This window comes from Coleofasciculus sp. E1-EBD-02, from assembly GCF_040218245.1.
GTDB lineage: Bacteria > Cyanobacteriota > Cyanobacteriia > Cyanobacteriales > Coleofasciculaceae > Coleofasciculus.
The window spans coordinates 74,680-90,365 of record NZ_JAVJQN010000116.1 but is presented as its reverse complement, the minus strand read 5'-3'; the positions used below and the strand labels follow the sequence as shown (position 1 = coordinate 90,365).

Genomic DNA, 15,686 nt, shown 5'->3' with positions numbered 1-15,686 from the left:
ATCTTTACAATCGGAGAGATGGGGGAGATGGGGAAGCTGGGGGAGATGAGGAAGTTAACTCAAAACTCTACCTTACCTATTGCCTATTGCCTATTGCCTATTGCCTATTGCCTATTGCCTATTGCCTATTGCCTATTGCCTATTGCCTATTGCCTATTGCCTATTGCCTATTGCCTATTGCCTATTGCCTATTGCCTATTGCCTGTTCCCTGTTCCCTGTTCCCCGTTCCCCGTTCCCTAACAAATGACGAATATTAAGTAAAGTAAAGATATAGCAGCAAAATCGGAGTCGTAATTTTATGGTGTTATTTGGATTTGGCGGATTTGGCAAAAAGCTCAACTTACCTAAACCCGAAGAGGCTTTACCGGGGCGGGAAGAACCCATGTCCGTTCCCGCCAACCACTATGTCAACGGCAATCCTCTCAAACCTCCTTACCCCGATGGTATGGAAATGGCAATGTTTGGCATGGGCTGTTTCTGGGGGGCTGAACGCAGATTTTGGCAACAAGAGGGAGTGTTTGTCACGGCTGTGGGGTATGCAGGCGGAATAACGCCTAACCCCACCTATCAAGAAGTCTGTACCGGGATGACCGGTCACAATGAAGTCGTGCGCGTCGTATTTGACCCCAAGGTGATCAGTTATCAGCAATTGCTGAAAGTTTTCTGGGAGAGTCATAATCCCACCCAAGGGATGCGCCAAGGAAATGACACGGGTACTCAATATCGTTCGGGAATTTATACCTATTCCGATAGTCAAAAGAAACTCGCAGAAGCTTCACGAGACGCCTATCAAAAAGCGTTGAGCGAGGCGGGTCATGGAGAAATCACCACAGAAATTGTTGATGCTCCAGAGTTTTACTATGCAGAAGGCTATCACCAGCAATACTTAGCCAAGAATCCCAATGGGTATTGTGGGCTAGGAGGAACTAATGTGACTTGTCCGACGCCAGTGGCTCTGTAGTGTTATAAATCCCAAGTTACCTTGATTTGACCCCTCCCTAACCCTCCCCTTATCAAGGGGAGGGAACTCGAATAGCTTTGGTTTTGCCCTTGGAGCCTATCGTTTGGCTTGCATCTGGTCAATCTTGCGTGTCAGTGCGATTCGGGTTGAGGCGGTGTAGCAGCGATTTGTCAAGGGATCATACCCTTCCCAATGTCGGGCAGCTTGGTTAATAAACCAATCGCGATACATACCATTCCCATCAAAATCACTGTCTAGCATCATCCACTCCCCGGCTAAGGGTAAACCATCCTCAGCCAAGGCTTCAAGCTGGGGTTGTACCCAGTCCCACAGTTCCTTAACACTGGGAAAAATACCAGGATGCCAGTATTCATTCAGAATACTCGATACCACAACTCGATATCCTTGCTCGACTGGATAAATCCGAACTTCAATCCCATCGTGGCTAATTGCTTGAGATGCCGTCAAACGGTTTTCTGGCATGGTTTGAGGATGATTCAGGCGGCGATTGTTAAGCTTTGATTTGCCGGACATGAAATTATTGGATACATCGCTTCATCTGCCATGATAGCGATCGCGCTTCCCCAATTCGGCGACTTCACCGATGGAACGCTTCACCTTCAGGCTAATTCCATCCTGGCGAACTTTAAGAAACCAACAGGAGAGATCGCTGGGCTTTTGGGACATATTTGGTGATAACCGCCATTTATTTTAGCGATTATTGACAAAAAATTGGCACGCCATCTCAGAAAAGCCAGCGTGAGAGAGCGCTGGATCTCATGGAAAGTATCATGGTGCCGCTACTAGATTACACCATTGATGGGATGAGTGAAAATAGTAGCTTTACAGTTTGATACTTTCGCCACAAAGGAAAAGCATGATTTATTTTTTTCTGTGTTAACTTATGGGTATTTGCATCGAAGCCGCTTGAGTTCCCGGTTGCTGAATCATGACTCAACTCAATCCCCTGAAATCTAACCAATAATCGGTGGATAGTTATAGCACTACGCACTCTAGTTAGGACATAAAAGAAAAATTCAAATCGCTCAATTCCTTGTAAGGTAAGCGTTTGTCTTCAAAGAAAGCCTATTGCCTATTGCCTATTCCCTGGCGCGTAGCGCTATACATCCCTATTCCACGAGTCGTTTGTTTGGGATCAAGGATGATATTCATTAAACGGTATTTTTGTCAAATCTGCCTCGAAATGAGTCTAGGCAATTGGGTTGTGCAATATAGTTGTAGTATTTGAGGTTTGCCGACACGAGAACGAAAAAAATAACCCATTATAAGGCGTTGAAGCGTTTACTGTTGAAAATTGGCACTAAAATAAACCCAATACAGGATTAACAGAACATCATACTACATTCTCAAACCCCGATCAAATCAGGATTTACCCGCGACATTTTCGGGCAGCCCTAAATCCGCTTTGCTTTAGAATATTAAAACGTAAACGTCAATGGTAAAAGTTTTCTTTATCTAGGGCTTGCTGCACAACCCGGAAACCCTTATTTATCAAGAGTTAGAGGGGAGTGCAATCCATACCTCCTGGATGGGTGAAAAACTTGCACTTATAGCGAGACGAAAAGCAGTACTGTTTCCCTCATCTCCCCCTCACCCCCTCACCCTCTCGGTTAAAACCCAAGGCGGTTGGTGAGAGGCTGATCAAGGAATTCATGCAGCGTATCGAAAAAGGGAAATGCATGAACTGGTACAGATTGCCAACAATGGCGAATTCGACAACAGAATATTCCCGATTGTCCTCCACTTGTAGGGGCGGGTTTAGGGACTCAATTGATGGGGAAACCGATAACTTATCAACGAAACCCGCCCTGATGAAATTGACAAAACAACGCCCTAATTCAAATTATTGGGATTCCCCTGGGGAATTTTCGGGCGCACGTCTGGGCATGGGCGCACGTCTGTGCGCCCCTACGAACGGATTTTGATGATTAGCGCCCTCAACGGCTTTGTGCCAAAGACAACTATCAATAACAGCAGGGTAAACAGATTCCCGATAATCTGATCCGGTTCCGGTACACTAGCGGTGTTTCCACTCGATGGTGTATCTGTTCCTTGATTATCCATTCCTTCAGGTGTCTCAACGGGTACATTGACTTTTTTACCATCCTTGCTATCGACTCGGATTTCTTCGGTAACCGCTACAAATGACGTATATTTGGACATCAAGCGATAATTGAGTGCTGTATCCGTCACCGCTTCAACTACCTCTGGGGTTTCACGACCATACATTTGATTCATTAACGCCTTAATCCGCGCCCGTCCCCACAGTTGCGCGATCGCACCGTTACCCCTCACTTGGTCAAAGTTAACCTCTAGCGTGGTTTGGTAGGGTTGACCCCCCGCCACAGTGCCGCTAATCTTAAGTTTGCCATTCGTGCGATCGCCTTTACGTCCAAATACAACTAAGGGCTGGTTGGCAAATAAATCCCGTACCTTTTGGGGATAGAATTCCGGTGCGTTTCCTGTCCCTTCCCAACTGACTTGGATATTCGTTAAGACGGGATTATTAATCTCTTGGAAAAACTCCTGGGCGGCAACTTCCGCCGATTCATTCGGGGGAACCACTTCAGCTGTTCCGCGCCCCAATTCCGCTAACCGTTCAATTAAAAAGCGATTCGTTGAAGATCCCACGCCAAAACTATACAAGCGATTTCCTGGCTTGAGGCGATCGCGAATTTCAGCGATAATCTGTTCATCATCGCCAATTAATCCATCGGTTAATAATACAACACTCCGCAACCGTCCTGCAGGTGCAGCCGGGAAATTCAACACCGTGTCAATCCCATTCATTAACTCGGTTCCGCCATTGGCATCGAGGCGATTAATATAGTTAAGGGCTAACTTCCGGTTCTGGGGTGTATTCGCTAACGGTTTATCCGATAACTGAGTCGTACTATTGGCAAAATCAATAATTGTAAATGTATCCTGGGGATTAAGTCCCTGAATAAACTGGCGCATCAATTCCTTGGATTGGGCGATAGGGGAACCGGATTGTGATCCAGAGGTATCCACCAGAAACACCACATCCTTGGGGACAATTTCATTCTGTTGATACTCAATCGCCGGGATTAAATAGGTGGCGAAATGACGCCCTCGTTCATCAGCTTGGGTTAAGACAGTGGCTTGAGTCGCCGCACCCGCCACTTGATAGCGTAAAATTAAATCCTTATTCGGAATCGTCTCTTGATCTGCCAGTTCTACCCGTACCGTCGAACTCGTCTGTTGTGTCGTAACCGGATGAGAGGGCGATCGCACATTACTGATAGGTACACCAGCATCAATTTCGACGGTCACATCAATATCATGACCGGATCGTCCTGGCGGTGCGATCGGGGGATTAACCTCCGCTGCATAAGCCACGTTTGTAGTCAGCGCTTGGTTTGTAGTCGGCGCTTGGTTTGTAGTCGGCGCTTTAGCGCTACCAACACTATTCCCAGCCGTATATCGCGGCGCTACTACCATCGGAAACGCAAACTCATAATCCCCGCCCTCAAATTTCAGGCTATCGGTATAGCGAATCGTTACCTGAATACTTTCCCCCGGTTTAATATTCGCCAGCGACTGAGTAAACACATTCGCCCGTTCTTGTTCTAATAACCCCGCCGTTTTCCCCGCTTTTTTCGCTTTCTCATAAATTTGCTTGGCTTCCTGGCGTTTCTTAATCACGCCACGAATAATCCGATCATCCAATTTAATTTCCATATCATCCACCGCCGCTTCATCGGGGAGGGGGAATTTATAGATAGCTTCTAAGGGATGATCAAAAGGATTAGTAAACGTTTGGGTAACTTCCACCCGCGACACATTCCCAGTAATTTTTGTGGCGACTTGGGTATGTTCTAAAGGAAATACCTGCTGTTGTCCATTAACTGTGGCGAAAAGTCCCCCCGTTTGACTCGGTGATGATGTCGGTGACTTCTCCTGAATTGGATTCGTGACAACCGGGTTACGGCGAGAAACCTGCTGGGTTACAGGTGATACTAGATACCGCATTCCGGCAAATCCCATAATCAATACCGTACTCGCCACCAACCATTGTGTTCCCTTGCTTCCACGCCGAGAAGGGTTTAAATCCTTTAATACCGCCTCCGCCGACTGATAGCGTCGTTTAGTCGCACTTTGCAGCAGGGTATTCAGAATCTTTGCTAAGGGTTTACTGATTGACCTGTTCGCGCTTAAATAATCCTGCCATACCCAAGCATCTTCATGACTATCAAATAAATCAAAGGGCGGTATTTGCGTCAGCAGGTGAATACAGGTAACCCCTAAACTGTATAAATCACTGGCAAAAACCGCTTTTCCGCGCACCTGTTCCGGCGCGGTATAGGCGGCTGAACCAATCACCGTTCCAGTGCGTTCCAGAATGGTTTCTGTGGCAAACTTAGCCGCACCAAAATCCACTAACACCAGATTCCCATAACCGGGACGACGAATAATATTTTCCGGTTTAATATCCCGGTGAATGACCTGATGACTATGGATAAACTGGAGAACAGGTAATAAATCGCGCAACAGCAGGCGGATTTTTAATTCACTGAAAGGTCCAACGCTTGCGAGTTCAGCGGCTAGGTTTTGTCCGTGGATAAATTCTTGAACTAAATACTGACGCTTGTCTTGGCTGAAATAATCTAATAATTGGGGAATTTGGGAATGATGTCCCAGAGTTTTTAAGCGTTGGGCTTCTTGTTCAAATAGTTCGGCAGCTTTTTCCTGATTCGTGGTGCTTGAGTGTTGGGGGAAAAACTGCTTAATCGCGCAATCGGGGTGATTGGGATTGGATTCATCCACGCCGCGAAAGGTTCTGCCAAAGCCACCTTGTCCCAAGGGATGAATTGCCCGATAGCGATCGGATAATAGTAACTCTGAACCGCAACTGTGACAACTGACGGCATCTCGCGGATTCTCTGGATGCTGACAATCGGGGTTCAAGCAATAGCACTGATCGGGATGAGAGGCAGTGCTGTTTTCAGGGTTAGCGGTGGTCATGGCATCCAGTTCCCAGTTCTCTAAGTCCTTGAGGTTATTCTAGCTGGTGAAAATGGAAAAAGGGGAATTGTAAATTACTGTTGCAATAATTAGAGTTGCTGCAATTTTTTTTTACAAAGGCTACCGTTGATCTAAGTCGTGGTGACATGTCTGTCCAGCCAAGACTGAAAACGACCAGGAGATTGTATGCCATTATACGCAGAGTTACACCGTCATCTGGGGGGTTCAGTGGTTCCTCGGATTCTCTGGCGATATTTTCAACGTCAAACTGATCCGTTGACCCAGAAATTTGCCGACTATGACGACTTTGAGGAATTTTACACGCGATCGCGCAATACATTAGATGAGTATTTGGAACTGCACACGTTAGTCGAACATGTACAAACGGCGCAAACCTTACCCTATTTTATTTATCGCTTAATTCGCGGCGCGTATATCTTTGAGAATTTAGCCTATTTAGAACTGCGGTATACGCCTTATTTACGCACATCGGAACAGTTGAGTCAATCAGAACGGATTGATCAGATGGCGCAGATTGTGGAGATTGTCGGACAAGCCAGTCAAGTCCAGGATTATCCGATGGTAACCAGTCAAATTCTTTGTATGCATGCGCGGCTTCCCTATGCGGTGAATAAGGCAATTGTAGATCTCGCCGCCCAAAGGAAGGATTATGTCTGTGGGGTGGATTTGGCAGGAGGAGATGCCCATTATGGGGAACGGCTAGCAGAATTTGTCGGACTCTATCAGTATGCGCGATCGCTCGGTCTGAATACAACCGGTCATCTCTACGAAACCAGCGACGGTTGTTATCCGGAACTGTTACCCTATTTAATGCGGATTGGTCATGGAATTCATATTCCCTTAAAGTATCCAGCGTTGTTAAAAGATGTCGCCCAGCGCCAGCAATGTTTAGAAGTCTGTCCCACGACGTACATAAAAACAGGAACCCTGGAGGATATTTATCAACTGAAAGTCGTCTTTGATTCCTGTTTCGAGGCGGGGGTTGACATTGCCATTTGTACCGATAACGCCGGATTAAATAATGTGCGCTTACCCTTTGAGTACGAAAACCTATTAACTCAAGATATTATTGATTTTGAGCAAATGCAAGCCTGTCAAGATGCCGCCTTTCGTCACGCCTTTGCTTGGCCCCATCAACAGCATCCCGCCTCTCTCTTAACCGGATTGTTGAAAAATCCCAGAGACGAGGTTGTCGCCGCTAATGGTACGCCCAGAACCAAAGATTAAGTGGTCGAACCCGCTAACATAAATTAACGCTTGTTAGGGGCGATCCGCTAACATAAATCAACACCCTGTAGGGGCGACCCGCTTGCATCAATTAACAACGGTAGTCCACTCAATTTGATCGGGTCGCCCTTTCCTCCTGTTTAAGCAAAGATAATATCAAAGACAGTATCTCAACAGTTAACGTTAATTGTGTCCACCGACTTACTCAACATCATTAATAATTTCAAATTCATTCGATATACGTTCCGACAACGGTAATAATTCGGCTTCATTGACCGGATCAGATAATTGTTGATAAATGTCCCGAACTAATCGATACCGACCCGGAATGGGAGCGTCAAACGTAGGTGCAGCATTATATCCAGGCAAATAACCATAAACCTGATAAGTATCTCGGTATGTCTCTCCCGGAGCAATTTCCCAAGGCGGACTTAAACAGTAATTCTCTACCGGAGAATATACCGTTACCCATTCCCCATCCCTATATTTTTGTAATTGAGGCGCAGATGGTTGGTGACAACCTATTAAATAAACAGTATTGCCTGTCGTATTCGTATATTCAGTTTCAATTATCAATTTAACCCCTGGTTTAGGATTATTTGCAATCTCGGCATAGTAGCTTAATTTATCGGTACGAATCGCTGAGTTACCTATTGTCTGTGATGTTGCTGAACAGGCTACGGTTACACTTGCTAACGCTATACCCATCCATCTAATTCTCTGATTAAATTTCATAGTCATGCCTACTTGATTTGCAGATAAGTAGTCGGACAAAAGAAAACGGTGTTGTATTAAGTGCAAGTAAATCGCCCTCAAACCCTTACTGTTCCCTGTTCCCTGTTACACACCGAGCGAAGTCGAGGTGTTCCCTGTTCCCTCATCTCAACAGTTAACTTTAATTGACTTAAGCTATAAGCTAATAACTTGACTTATTGGCGGGTGTCGCGGCTAGCCACAGATGAAAACTCTGAGCCACTAGACTTATACCTTTCGGAAAAAGTTCCTCAATTTCCCTTGAAGTCCTAAAACTTTCTGCCTTGTTGCGCTTTTGTTTAGGGTTTAACCGGGGGGTAACTATCTTTAACATGTCGCATTACTTCTTGATAAATTTCGCTACTTACGCGACTGCCCCGTCTAAAGTCTTCTAACTTAGCATTATCCAAATAGAATTCAATGGTGAATTTAATTAAGGTAAACCCCTCATATTGGGATGTTCCCTTCATCCTAATTTTCGGTTCTTGCCGTTGACTTCTAGCTTGTTTAAATCGCTCCCGCAACCATTTCACTAAATCCATGACATAATCATCGAGCCGCGTTTCTTCCCGATGAGGATTACTAATTTTCTGAAAAACTCGTTGAAATCGTCGTTTTAACAGTTCAATTTTTCGCTCCCATTCGTCAGGTAAAATATATTGATCTTCATCGCGCAAATCTGGATCTCTTAACCAAATGCGATACCATTCCCGCACCAAACCAATTAATGTGTCTTGCGATTCATTTTCTTCCAATTCAAAGATAATCCGTTTATTCTGCAGTCTTTGCACAACTTCTAAACCCACTTGTTGAAGAACATCCTCATATTCTTGTTGGATCGTTTCAATTTCTTCAATATTTAACCCGCCTTTTTCGGCAAATTGAATCGTTACCATCAGGGCTTCTAACCCTTGCTCAATATCTTCGAGTTTGAGGTTGACATCATTTTCCAGAAGTAGACGCTGACGACTCACTTCTTTTTTGTAAATAAAATTAGTCCCTAAATTATCGACAATAAAAAAATCATCGATATGGCTTAATTTTTTATCAATATCTCCTAATGTATCCGGATGAGCAAAAACAATTTCCCACATGAGCTGCTGACTTTGCTCTAAATCACATTCAGGCGGTATTTCTATCGGCAATGCGTAGAAGTGATGGGGAATCGGGCGACTTAAATTGGTAATCAATTGACTTTGTAAAACGCTATTGGGGATATAGACTTCACTGCGGTCATCAAATATATAAAGTTGAGTCACGCGCACGCCAATTTTTCGCAGCATACCAATAGAGCCATTTTCTAACTCCAGAATGTCACCAAATTGAAATGGCGTATCAATCAATAGAACAATTCCACTAAAGAAGTTCGCTAAAATATCTTTAACCGCAAACCCGATAATAAACGTCGCCCCACCTAAGGTGACCCAAATCCCCGTTAAATCAACACCAAAGGATTGGAGAACAAAGGCACTAGCCAAAAGAAAAATCACAAACGGGACAACCCCTTCCAGGAGAGGCAGCAGCACGTTGTCCCACATCGCTTCTGTTTGTCGGGCGTAATCTTTGAGGTAGTAGACAAAAACTTGAATAAATAACTGGATCAACCAATAACTGACTGCCACAATAATGCCAGCAGTCAACAGGCGATCAAACCAGCCGATGGTATCCCCAGAATCAAGATCGGCAAAGGAAACCTTTAAACTGACCAGAATGAAAATCGTCAGGATGGGATAGGCAGAGACATTCAGGGTGACGAGGGCAATATCGCTCTCAAACTTCCGAAAAATGGAGCGCAGCCCATAAAATAAGAGGACATAGAGGAGACAGGCACCCAGGGCGGCGATCGCTAGCTTCCCCAAAACGAACCCAATGGTCTGTAAGGGAATGACAGTAAATGCAGTGAACAGAATCAGAGTGTTGATGTTCATGGTGGATTGCCACGTAGCTTGCTTCTCTCTTCGCAAGTACCATGAACATGATATGATGATTAGCCCAACTGGATGCCAGTTGGAGAAGCGACTACCGATGGGTTTGATGATCCCCCTTTCGGATAAGATGAGAAAATGCAAAGGAACCAAGTAACATAACTTGATAACGTTCTAGCAAGTCGGTTGAGGTATACAAGTAAATGAACCAAGAAATTTTCGATAGAGTCAAAAAAATAGTTGCGGAACAACTGGAAGTTGAACCCGGTGACGTAACCCCTCAAGCTAACTTTGCCAATGATCTCAACGCCGACTCCTTGGACGTGGTGGAATTGGTTATGGCTTTAGAGGAAGAGTTCGATATCGAGATTCCAGACGAAGCCGCCGAACAGATTGCCACAGTCCAAGCGGCTGTGGACTATATCAGCTCAAAAACAGAAGCGGCGGCTTAATCAGCGGTTGTCTTCTCAACCAAGTTCTGCGTTATCGGGCAGTTTCCCTGTTTTATTGGCATCATGACAAACATTGAACTCAAGCGCGTTGTTATTACAGGTTTGGGCGCGATCACTCCCATCGGCAATACCCTAGCAGAGTATTGGGACGGACTTTTACGTGGGCGTAATGGGATTAGTACGATTACCCGGTTTGATCCCTCGCGCCATGCCTGTCGAATTGCTGGCGAAGTCACGGGGTTTAATCCCCATGACTATATGGATCGCAAAGAAGCTAAGCGGATGGATCGCTTTGCCCAATTTGGAGTCGCGGCTAGCAAACAAGCGATCGCGGATGCGAAGTTTGTCATTAATGAACTGAACGCAGAACAGGTGGGCGTCGTCATTGGCACCGGGGTTGGCGGGATTAAAGTCATGGAAGACCAACAAGAGGTCTACTTAAATCGGGGTCCCGATCGCTGTAGTCCGTTTATGATTCCGATGATGATTGCCAATATGGCAGCCGGACTTACGGCAATTCATACCGGGGCAAAGGGACCAAATACTTGTACCGTCAGCGCCTGTGCCTCTGGCGCCCATGGGGTAGGAGATGCCTTTCGCTTGATTCAACGGGGGTATGCCCAGGCGATGATTTGTGGGGGAACGGAAGCCGCTGTAACTCCGTTATCCGTAGCGGGATTTGCCTCGGCAAAAGCCCTGTCTACCCGCAATGATGACCCCGAACACGCCTGTCGCCCCTTTGATCGCGATCGCGATGGCTTTGTCATGGGTGAAGGGGCAGGCATTTTAATCCTAGAAGAACTAGAACACGCCTTGAGTCGAGGGGCGCGTATTTATGCCGAAATGGTCGGGTATGGCATGACCTGTGATGCCTATCATATGACCTCACCCGTACCCGGTGGTGAAGGGGCAGTCCGGGCAATGCAGTTGGCACTTAAGGATGGGGGATTGTCGCCTGAAGATGTCAGCTATATTAATGCCCACGGCACGAGTACACCCGTTAATGATCCCACAGAAACAACGGCGATTAAAAAGGTTTTGGGCGATCATGCCTACAAAATTGCCGTCAGTTCCACCAAATCGATGACGGGTCATCTGCTAGGCGGTTCTGGAGGAATCGAATCCGTCGCCTCTGTTTTAGCGGTAGCCCATGACCAAATTCCGCCGACGATTAATTTAGAAAATCCTGATCCAGACTGTGATCTCGATTATGTCCCCAATCAAAGCCGCCAGCAAACTGTCGATGTGGCGCTATCGAATTCCTTTGGCTTCGGCGGTCATAATGTCACCTTAGTCTTCAAGAAGTACAAACCTTTGTAGAGACGTAGAGACGTAGCATGCTACGTCTCTACATCCCCCATCCCTTGCCATATTGCCCAACGTCCGCCCATGCCCAAATGGTTTAACACGGCAGGTCCGTGCAAAGCGGACATACACTATATGCTCTCCCCCCTAGATCGGCTACCCCAGCTAGACCGACTAATTGAGCAGCAGGGCTACTTTGTCATCCATGCGCCCCGGCAAACAGGTAAAACCACTGCCATGCTAGCGCTGGCACAACAGCTTACCGCCAGTGGACGCTATACGGCGGTCATGGTATCCGCAGAAGTGGGCGCGGCTTTTCCCCATGACCCGGGAACAGCAGAACGGGCAATCCTGGATGCCTGGAAAGAGGATGCCACCTTTTGGCTACCCCCCGATCTCCATCCTCCAGACTGGACGCCCTCTCAGCCAGGGCGACAGATTGGGGCGGCATTGAGTGCTTGGACGCAACAGTCCTCCCGTCCCCTGGTTGTGTTCATCGATGAAATTGATGCTCTGCAAGATGAAACCTTAATCGCCCTGTTGCGCCAACTTCGAAATGGCTATCCGAAGCGACCAAAGGGATTCCCCCACGCTCTGGCGCTAATTGGCGTGCGGGATGTGCGGGATTACAAAGTAGCATCTGGGGGGAGTAAGCGTCTGAACACCGCTAGCCCGTTCAATATTAAAGTAGAATCCCTGACGCTACGGAATTTTACCGCCACAGAAGTTGCCCAGCTATATGCACAACACACGACTGAAACAGGTCAAGTTTTTTCCCCCGAAGCGATACAACGGGCTTTTGAATTGACTCAAGGACAACCTTGGTTGGTGAATGCCCTCGCCCGACAACTTGTGGAAGTTATTGTGCCTGATCTGCAACAGGTGATCACCGTTGATCATTTGGAACAAGCCAAGGAAATTTTGATTCAACGGCAAGATACCCATCTGGATAGTTTAGCTCACCTGTTGCGGGAAGACCGAGTACGGGTCATTCTGGAGCCGATTTTAGCAGGACAAGAATTGGGGAATATACCGAATGATGACCGACAGTTTTTGGTGGATTTAGGCTTAGTGGTGCGCCATCCGGCTGGAGGGTTGACGCCAGCGAATCCGATTTACCGGGAAGTTTTACCCAGAGTATTGGCAAGTGGACCCCAGGATAGTTTGCCTGTGATTCACCCCAGTTGGCTAACTCGTGAAGGAAAACTGGATTCGGAGCAACTTCTGGAGGCGTTTCTCCGGTTTTGGCGTCAGCATGGAGAACCCTTACTCAAAAGTGCGCCCTATCATGAGATTGCGCCCCATTTGGTGTTGATGGCATTTTTGCATCGGGTGGTGAATGGGGGGGGTACCCTAGAGCGGGAGTATGCTATTGGTACAGATCGGATGGATCTGTGTTTGCGTTATGGGAATGTCACGTTGGCGATGGAGTTGAAGGTGTGGCGGGAGGGACGCCCAGACCCGATTAAAGCGGGATTGGAGCAGATTGATCGCTATTTGGCAGGGTTAGGACTTGATTGGGGATGGCTGGTGATTTTCGACCAACGTCCGGGATTGCCGCCTATTGCCCAGCGTACCACCACAGCATCGGCAATTACTCCAGGCGATCGCGCCGTTGTAGTGATTCGGGGATGAGCCAACCCCTACTCCCCACGATTTACCAGACTAACCCCCAATCGCCAAATTTTAGCCAAGCTTATACCAAGCAGTCTTGATCATCGATCCCCCTAATGGGATGATAAGTGTATCCTTGGGGAAAGAGTAACCCTCGCTTTACGGAAAAAATTTTGCGTTAAACCCTAGTTTCCTGGAGTCATTAGATAACACCTATGGTCGTTGCAACCCAATCTCTCGAAGAACTTTGTATTAATTCCATCCGCTTTCTGGCGATAGACGCCGTAGAGAAAGCCAATTCCGGTCATCCCGGATTGCCAATGGGCGCAGCACCGATGGCGTTTGTGCTGTGGGATCGGCTGATGCGGTACAACCCGAAAAACCCCAACTGGTTAAACCGCGATCGCTTTGTTTTGTCAGCGGGTCATGGCTGTATGTTACAGTACGCCTTGCTCTATCTGACCGGCTATGATGACATCACCCTTGATGATCTCAAGCAGTTCCGTCAGTGGGAATCCAAGACTCCCGGTCACCCAGAAAACTTCATGACTCAAGGGGTAGAAGTCACCACTGGACCGTTAGGACAAGGGATCGCCAACGGTGTGGGGTTAGCGATCGCAGAGGCACATTTAGCCGCCCAATTCAATAAACCCGATTGCCAAATTATCGACCACTACACCTATGTCATTTTAGGTGATGGTTGCAATATGGAAGGCGTATCTGGAGAAGCCTGTTCTGTCGCGGGACATCTGGGATTGGGCAAACTGATTGCCCTCTACGATGATAACCATATCTCCATTGATGGTTCCACCGACCTTGCCTTTACCGAAGATGTAGGCAAGCGCTTTGAGGCTTATGGGTGGCATGTCCAACATGTTCCCGATGGTAACACCAACTTGGACGCGATTCACAAAGCCATTGAAGCGGCTAAAGCGGTTACCGATAAGCCCTCCTTAATTAAAGTCACCACCACCATTGGTTTCGGTTCCCCCAATAAAGCCAATACCCACGGTGTCCATGGTGCGGCGTTAGGTGCCGATGAAGTGAAAGCCACTCGTGAACATCTGGATTGGAAGTATCCAGAATTTGAGGTACCCGAAGACGCCCTGAAGCATTTCCGCAAGGCAGTTGATCGCGGTGCTGAGTACGAAGAAGAGTGGAATAAACTCTTCACCCGTTATAAAGCCGAATACGCAGAAGAAGCTGCCGTATTGGAACGGATGGCTAGCGGTAAGCTACCCGAAGGCTGGGACAAAGCCCTACCCGCCTATACTCCCCAGGATAAAAAAGATGCCACTCGGAATCAATCGGGCGCAACCCTCAACGCCATGGCTGGGGTACTACCAGAACTCATTGGTGGTTCGGCTGACTTAGCCCCGTCCAACAAAACCTTGCTGAAATCCTCCAAGGATTTCCAAAAAGGTGCGTATGAAAACCGCAACCTGCGCTTTGGGGTTCGCGAACATGGCATGGGAGCGATTTGTAATGGGATTGCCCTGCATAAGTCTGGCTTGATTCCCTATGGTGCCACATTCTTAGTCTTCACCGACTACATGCGGGCATCGATTCGCCTGTCTGCCCTATCCCATGCTGGGGTAATCTGGGTTATGACTCATGACTCCGTGGCATTAGGGGAAGATGGTCCCACGCACCAGCCGATTGAGCATATTCCCACCCTGCGAGCGATCCCCGACTTAATCGTGATTCGTCCTGCGGATGGCAATGAAACCTCTGGTGCCTACAAGGTAGCGGTTGAGAAGGCAAAACCTGCCAAGGGTTTAGCAACACCTAGTCTATTAGCACTGTCTCGGCAAGGGCTACCTAATCTAGAGGGAAGTTCAATTGATGCTGTCGCCCAAGGTGCTTACATCCTATCGGATAGCGATGGCACACCTGACATCATCTTAATTGGCACCGGTTCGGAAGTTCACATCTGCGTTGATGCAGCAGAACAACTTCGGGGTGATGGCAAGAAAGTTCGCGTGGTTTCTATGCCAAGTTGGGAACTGTTTGAGGAACAGGATGAAAGCTATCGCGAATCCGTATTACCTAAAGCCGTAACCAAGCGGTTAGCGGTGGAAGCGGGTTCTAGCTTTGGCTGGTGTCGCTATGTTGGCGCTGAAGGTGACACGATTAGTATTGATCGCTTTGGCGCATCGGCTCCCGGTGGCGTTGCTTTAGAGAAGTTTGGCTACACGGTGGATAATATCGTGGCTAAGGCTAAGGCGCTTTAGGGATAGTAATTTCGTAGAGGCACGGCATTGCCGTGCCTTACAATCAGAAAGGCTCTCTGTTTCTAGGGAGCCTTTTTGGGTGTGGGAGCTATAATACCGAGCCTGGTAGTATAGCTTCCTTGTACTTCAGTTTGTAAAGACAGACCCCGTAGGAAGGGTTTTGCTGAACCGCCAGAGAACGTCTCT

Annotated in this window: 12 protein-coding genes; 7 read left to right on the top strand and 5 right to left on the bottom strand. The window is 47.3% G+C overall.

Annotated elements, in window-relative coordinates; translation table 11 throughout:
* Together RIC07_RS19255 and msrA are read left to right on the top strand one after the other, a co-directional pair.
* A partial coding sequence (locus tag RIC07_RS19255) for a hypothetical protein (RefSeq protein WP_446395928.1) occupies window positions 1-248 on the top strand: 248 nt, incomplete at its 5' end.
* Window positions 249-299: 51 nt separating this feature from the next.
* Entirely contained in the window at window positions 300-962 is a 663-nt protein-coding gene (gene msrA / locus RIC07_RS19250) for a peptide-methionine (S)-S-oxide reductase MsrA (RefSeq protein WP_446395927.1), read from the top strand.
* 96 nt (window positions 963-1,058) lie between these two features.
* On the opposite strand, the gene RIC07_RS19245 is transcribed toward msrA, so the two are convergent.
* The 3 genes from RIC07_RS19245 to RIC07_RS19235 form a co-directional block, all read right to left on the bottom strand.
* Window positions 1,059-1,496, bottom strand: a complete 438-nt coding sequence (locus RIC07_RS19245) for a hypothetical protein (RefSeq protein WP_446395926.1) — start codon at window positions 1,494-1,496, stop codon at window positions 1,059-1,061.
* Window positions 1,497-1,517: 21 nt separating this feature from the next.
* Window positions 1,518-1,649, bottom strand: a complete 132-nt coding sequence (locus RIC07_RS19240) for a hypothetical protein (RefSeq protein ID WP_446395925.1) — start codon at window positions 1,647-1,649, stop codon at window positions 1,518-1,520.
* Between the two features lie 1,242 nt (window positions 1,650-2,891).
* Window positions 2,892-5,969, bottom strand: a complete 3,078-nt coding sequence (locus RIC07_RS19235) for a protein kinase domain-containing protein (RefSeq protein WP_446395924.1) — start codon at window positions 5,967-5,969, stop codon at window positions 2,892-2,894.
* Between the two features lie 186 nt (window positions 5,970-6,155).
* Here RIC07_RS19235 and RIC07_RS19230 point away from each other — a divergent pair, with 186 nt between their 5' ends.
* A complete protein-coding gene (locus RIC07_RS19230) occupies window positions 6,156-7,217 on the top strand; it encodes an adenosine deaminase (protein WP_446395923.1) in 1,062 nt (353 codons plus the stop codon).
* Window positions 7,218-7,418: 201 nt separating this feature from the next.
* Here the strand turns inward: RIC07_RS19230 and RIC07_RS19225 are convergent, their stop codons facing one another.
* A complete protein-coding gene (locus RIC07_RS19225) occupies window positions 7,419-7,952 on the bottom strand; it encodes a hypothetical protein (protein WP_446395922.1) in 534 nt (177 codons plus the stop codon).
* Window positions 7,953-8,269: 317 nt separating this feature from the next.
* A complete protein-coding gene (locus tag RIC07_RS19220) occupies window positions 8,270-9,898 on the bottom strand; it encodes a mechanosensitive ion channel family protein (protein ID WP_446395921.1) in 1,629 nt (542 codons plus the stop codon).
* A gap of 200 nt (window positions 9,899-10,098) precedes the next feature.
* Between RIC07_RS19220 and acpP the strand changes: the two genes are divergently transcribed.
* From acpP to tkt, 4 genes are all read left to right on the top strand, one after another.
* On the top strand, window positions 10,099-10,347 hold the full coding sequence (gene acpP / locus RIC07_RS19215; RefSeq protein WP_006101784.1) for an acyl carrier protein: 249 nt from the start codon (window positions 10,099-10,101) through the stop codon (window positions 10,345-10,347).
* Between the two features lie 63 nt (window positions 10,348-10,410).
* Window positions 10,411-11,667: a beta-ketoacyl-ACP synthase II gene (fabF, locus tag RIC07_RS19210; RefSeq protein WP_446395920.1), complete on the top strand. Its 1,257-nt coding sequence runs from the start codon at window positions 10,411-10,413 to the stop codon at window positions 11,665-11,667.
* 69 nt (window positions 11,668-11,736) lie between these two features.
* A complete protein-coding gene (locus tag RIC07_RS19205) occupies window positions 11,737-13,287 on the top strand; it encodes an AAA family ATPase (protein ID WP_446395919.1) in 1,551 nt (516 codons plus the stop codon).
* A 194-nt stretch (window positions 13,288-13,481) separates the two neighbouring features.
* The gene (tkt, locus tag RIC07_RS19200) at window positions 13,482-15,500 is read left to right on the top strand and encodes a transketolase (RefSeq protein ID WP_446395918.1); all 2,019 of its coding nucleotides are present in this window, start codon (window positions 13,482-13,484) and stop codon (window positions 15,498-15,500) included.
* Window positions 15,501-15,686 lie beyond the last annotated feature (186 nt).

Coding starts and splice junctions, on each gene's coding strand:
- msrA (WP_446395927.1), top strand. CDS start 300: ATGGTGTTATTTGGATTTGGCGGATTTGGCAAAAAGCTCAACTTACCT.
- RIC07_RS19245 (WP_446395926.1), bottom strand. CDS start 1,496: ATGTCCGGCAAATCAAAGCTTAACAATCGCCGCCTGAATCATCCTCAA.
- RIC07_RS19240 (WP_446395925.1), bottom strand. CDS start 1,649: ATGTCCCAAAAGCCCAGCGATCTCTCCTGTTGGTTTCTTAAAGTTCGC.
- RIC07_RS19235 (WP_446395924.1), bottom strand. CDS start 5,969: ATGACCACCGCTAACCCTGAAAACAGCACTGCCTCTCATCCCGATCAG.
- RIC07_RS19230 (WP_446395923.1), top strand. CDS start 6,156: ATGCCATTATACGCAGAGTTACACCGTCATCTGGGGGGTTCAGTGGTT.
- RIC07_RS19225 (WP_446395922.1), bottom strand. CDS start 7,952: ATGAAATTTAATCAGAGAATTAGATGGATGGGTATAGCGTTAGCAAGT.
- RIC07_RS19220 (WP_446395921.1), bottom strand. CDS start 9,898: ATGAACATCAACACTCTGATTCTGTTCACTGCATTTACTGTCATTCCC.
- acpP (WP_006101784.1), top strand. CDS start 10,099: ATGAACCAAGAAATTTTCGATAGAGTCAAAAAAATAGTTGCGGAACAA.
- fabF (WP_446395920.1), top strand. CDS start 10,411: ATGACAAACATTGAACTCAAGCGCGTTGTTATTACAGGTTTGGGCGCG.
- RIC07_RS19205 (WP_446395919.1), top strand. CDS start 11,737: ATGCCCAAATGGTTTAACACGGCAGGTCCGTGCAAAGCGGACATACAC.
- tkt (WP_446395918.1), top strand. CDS start 13,482: ATGGTCGTTGCAACCCAATCTCTCGAAGAACTTTGTATTAATTCCATC.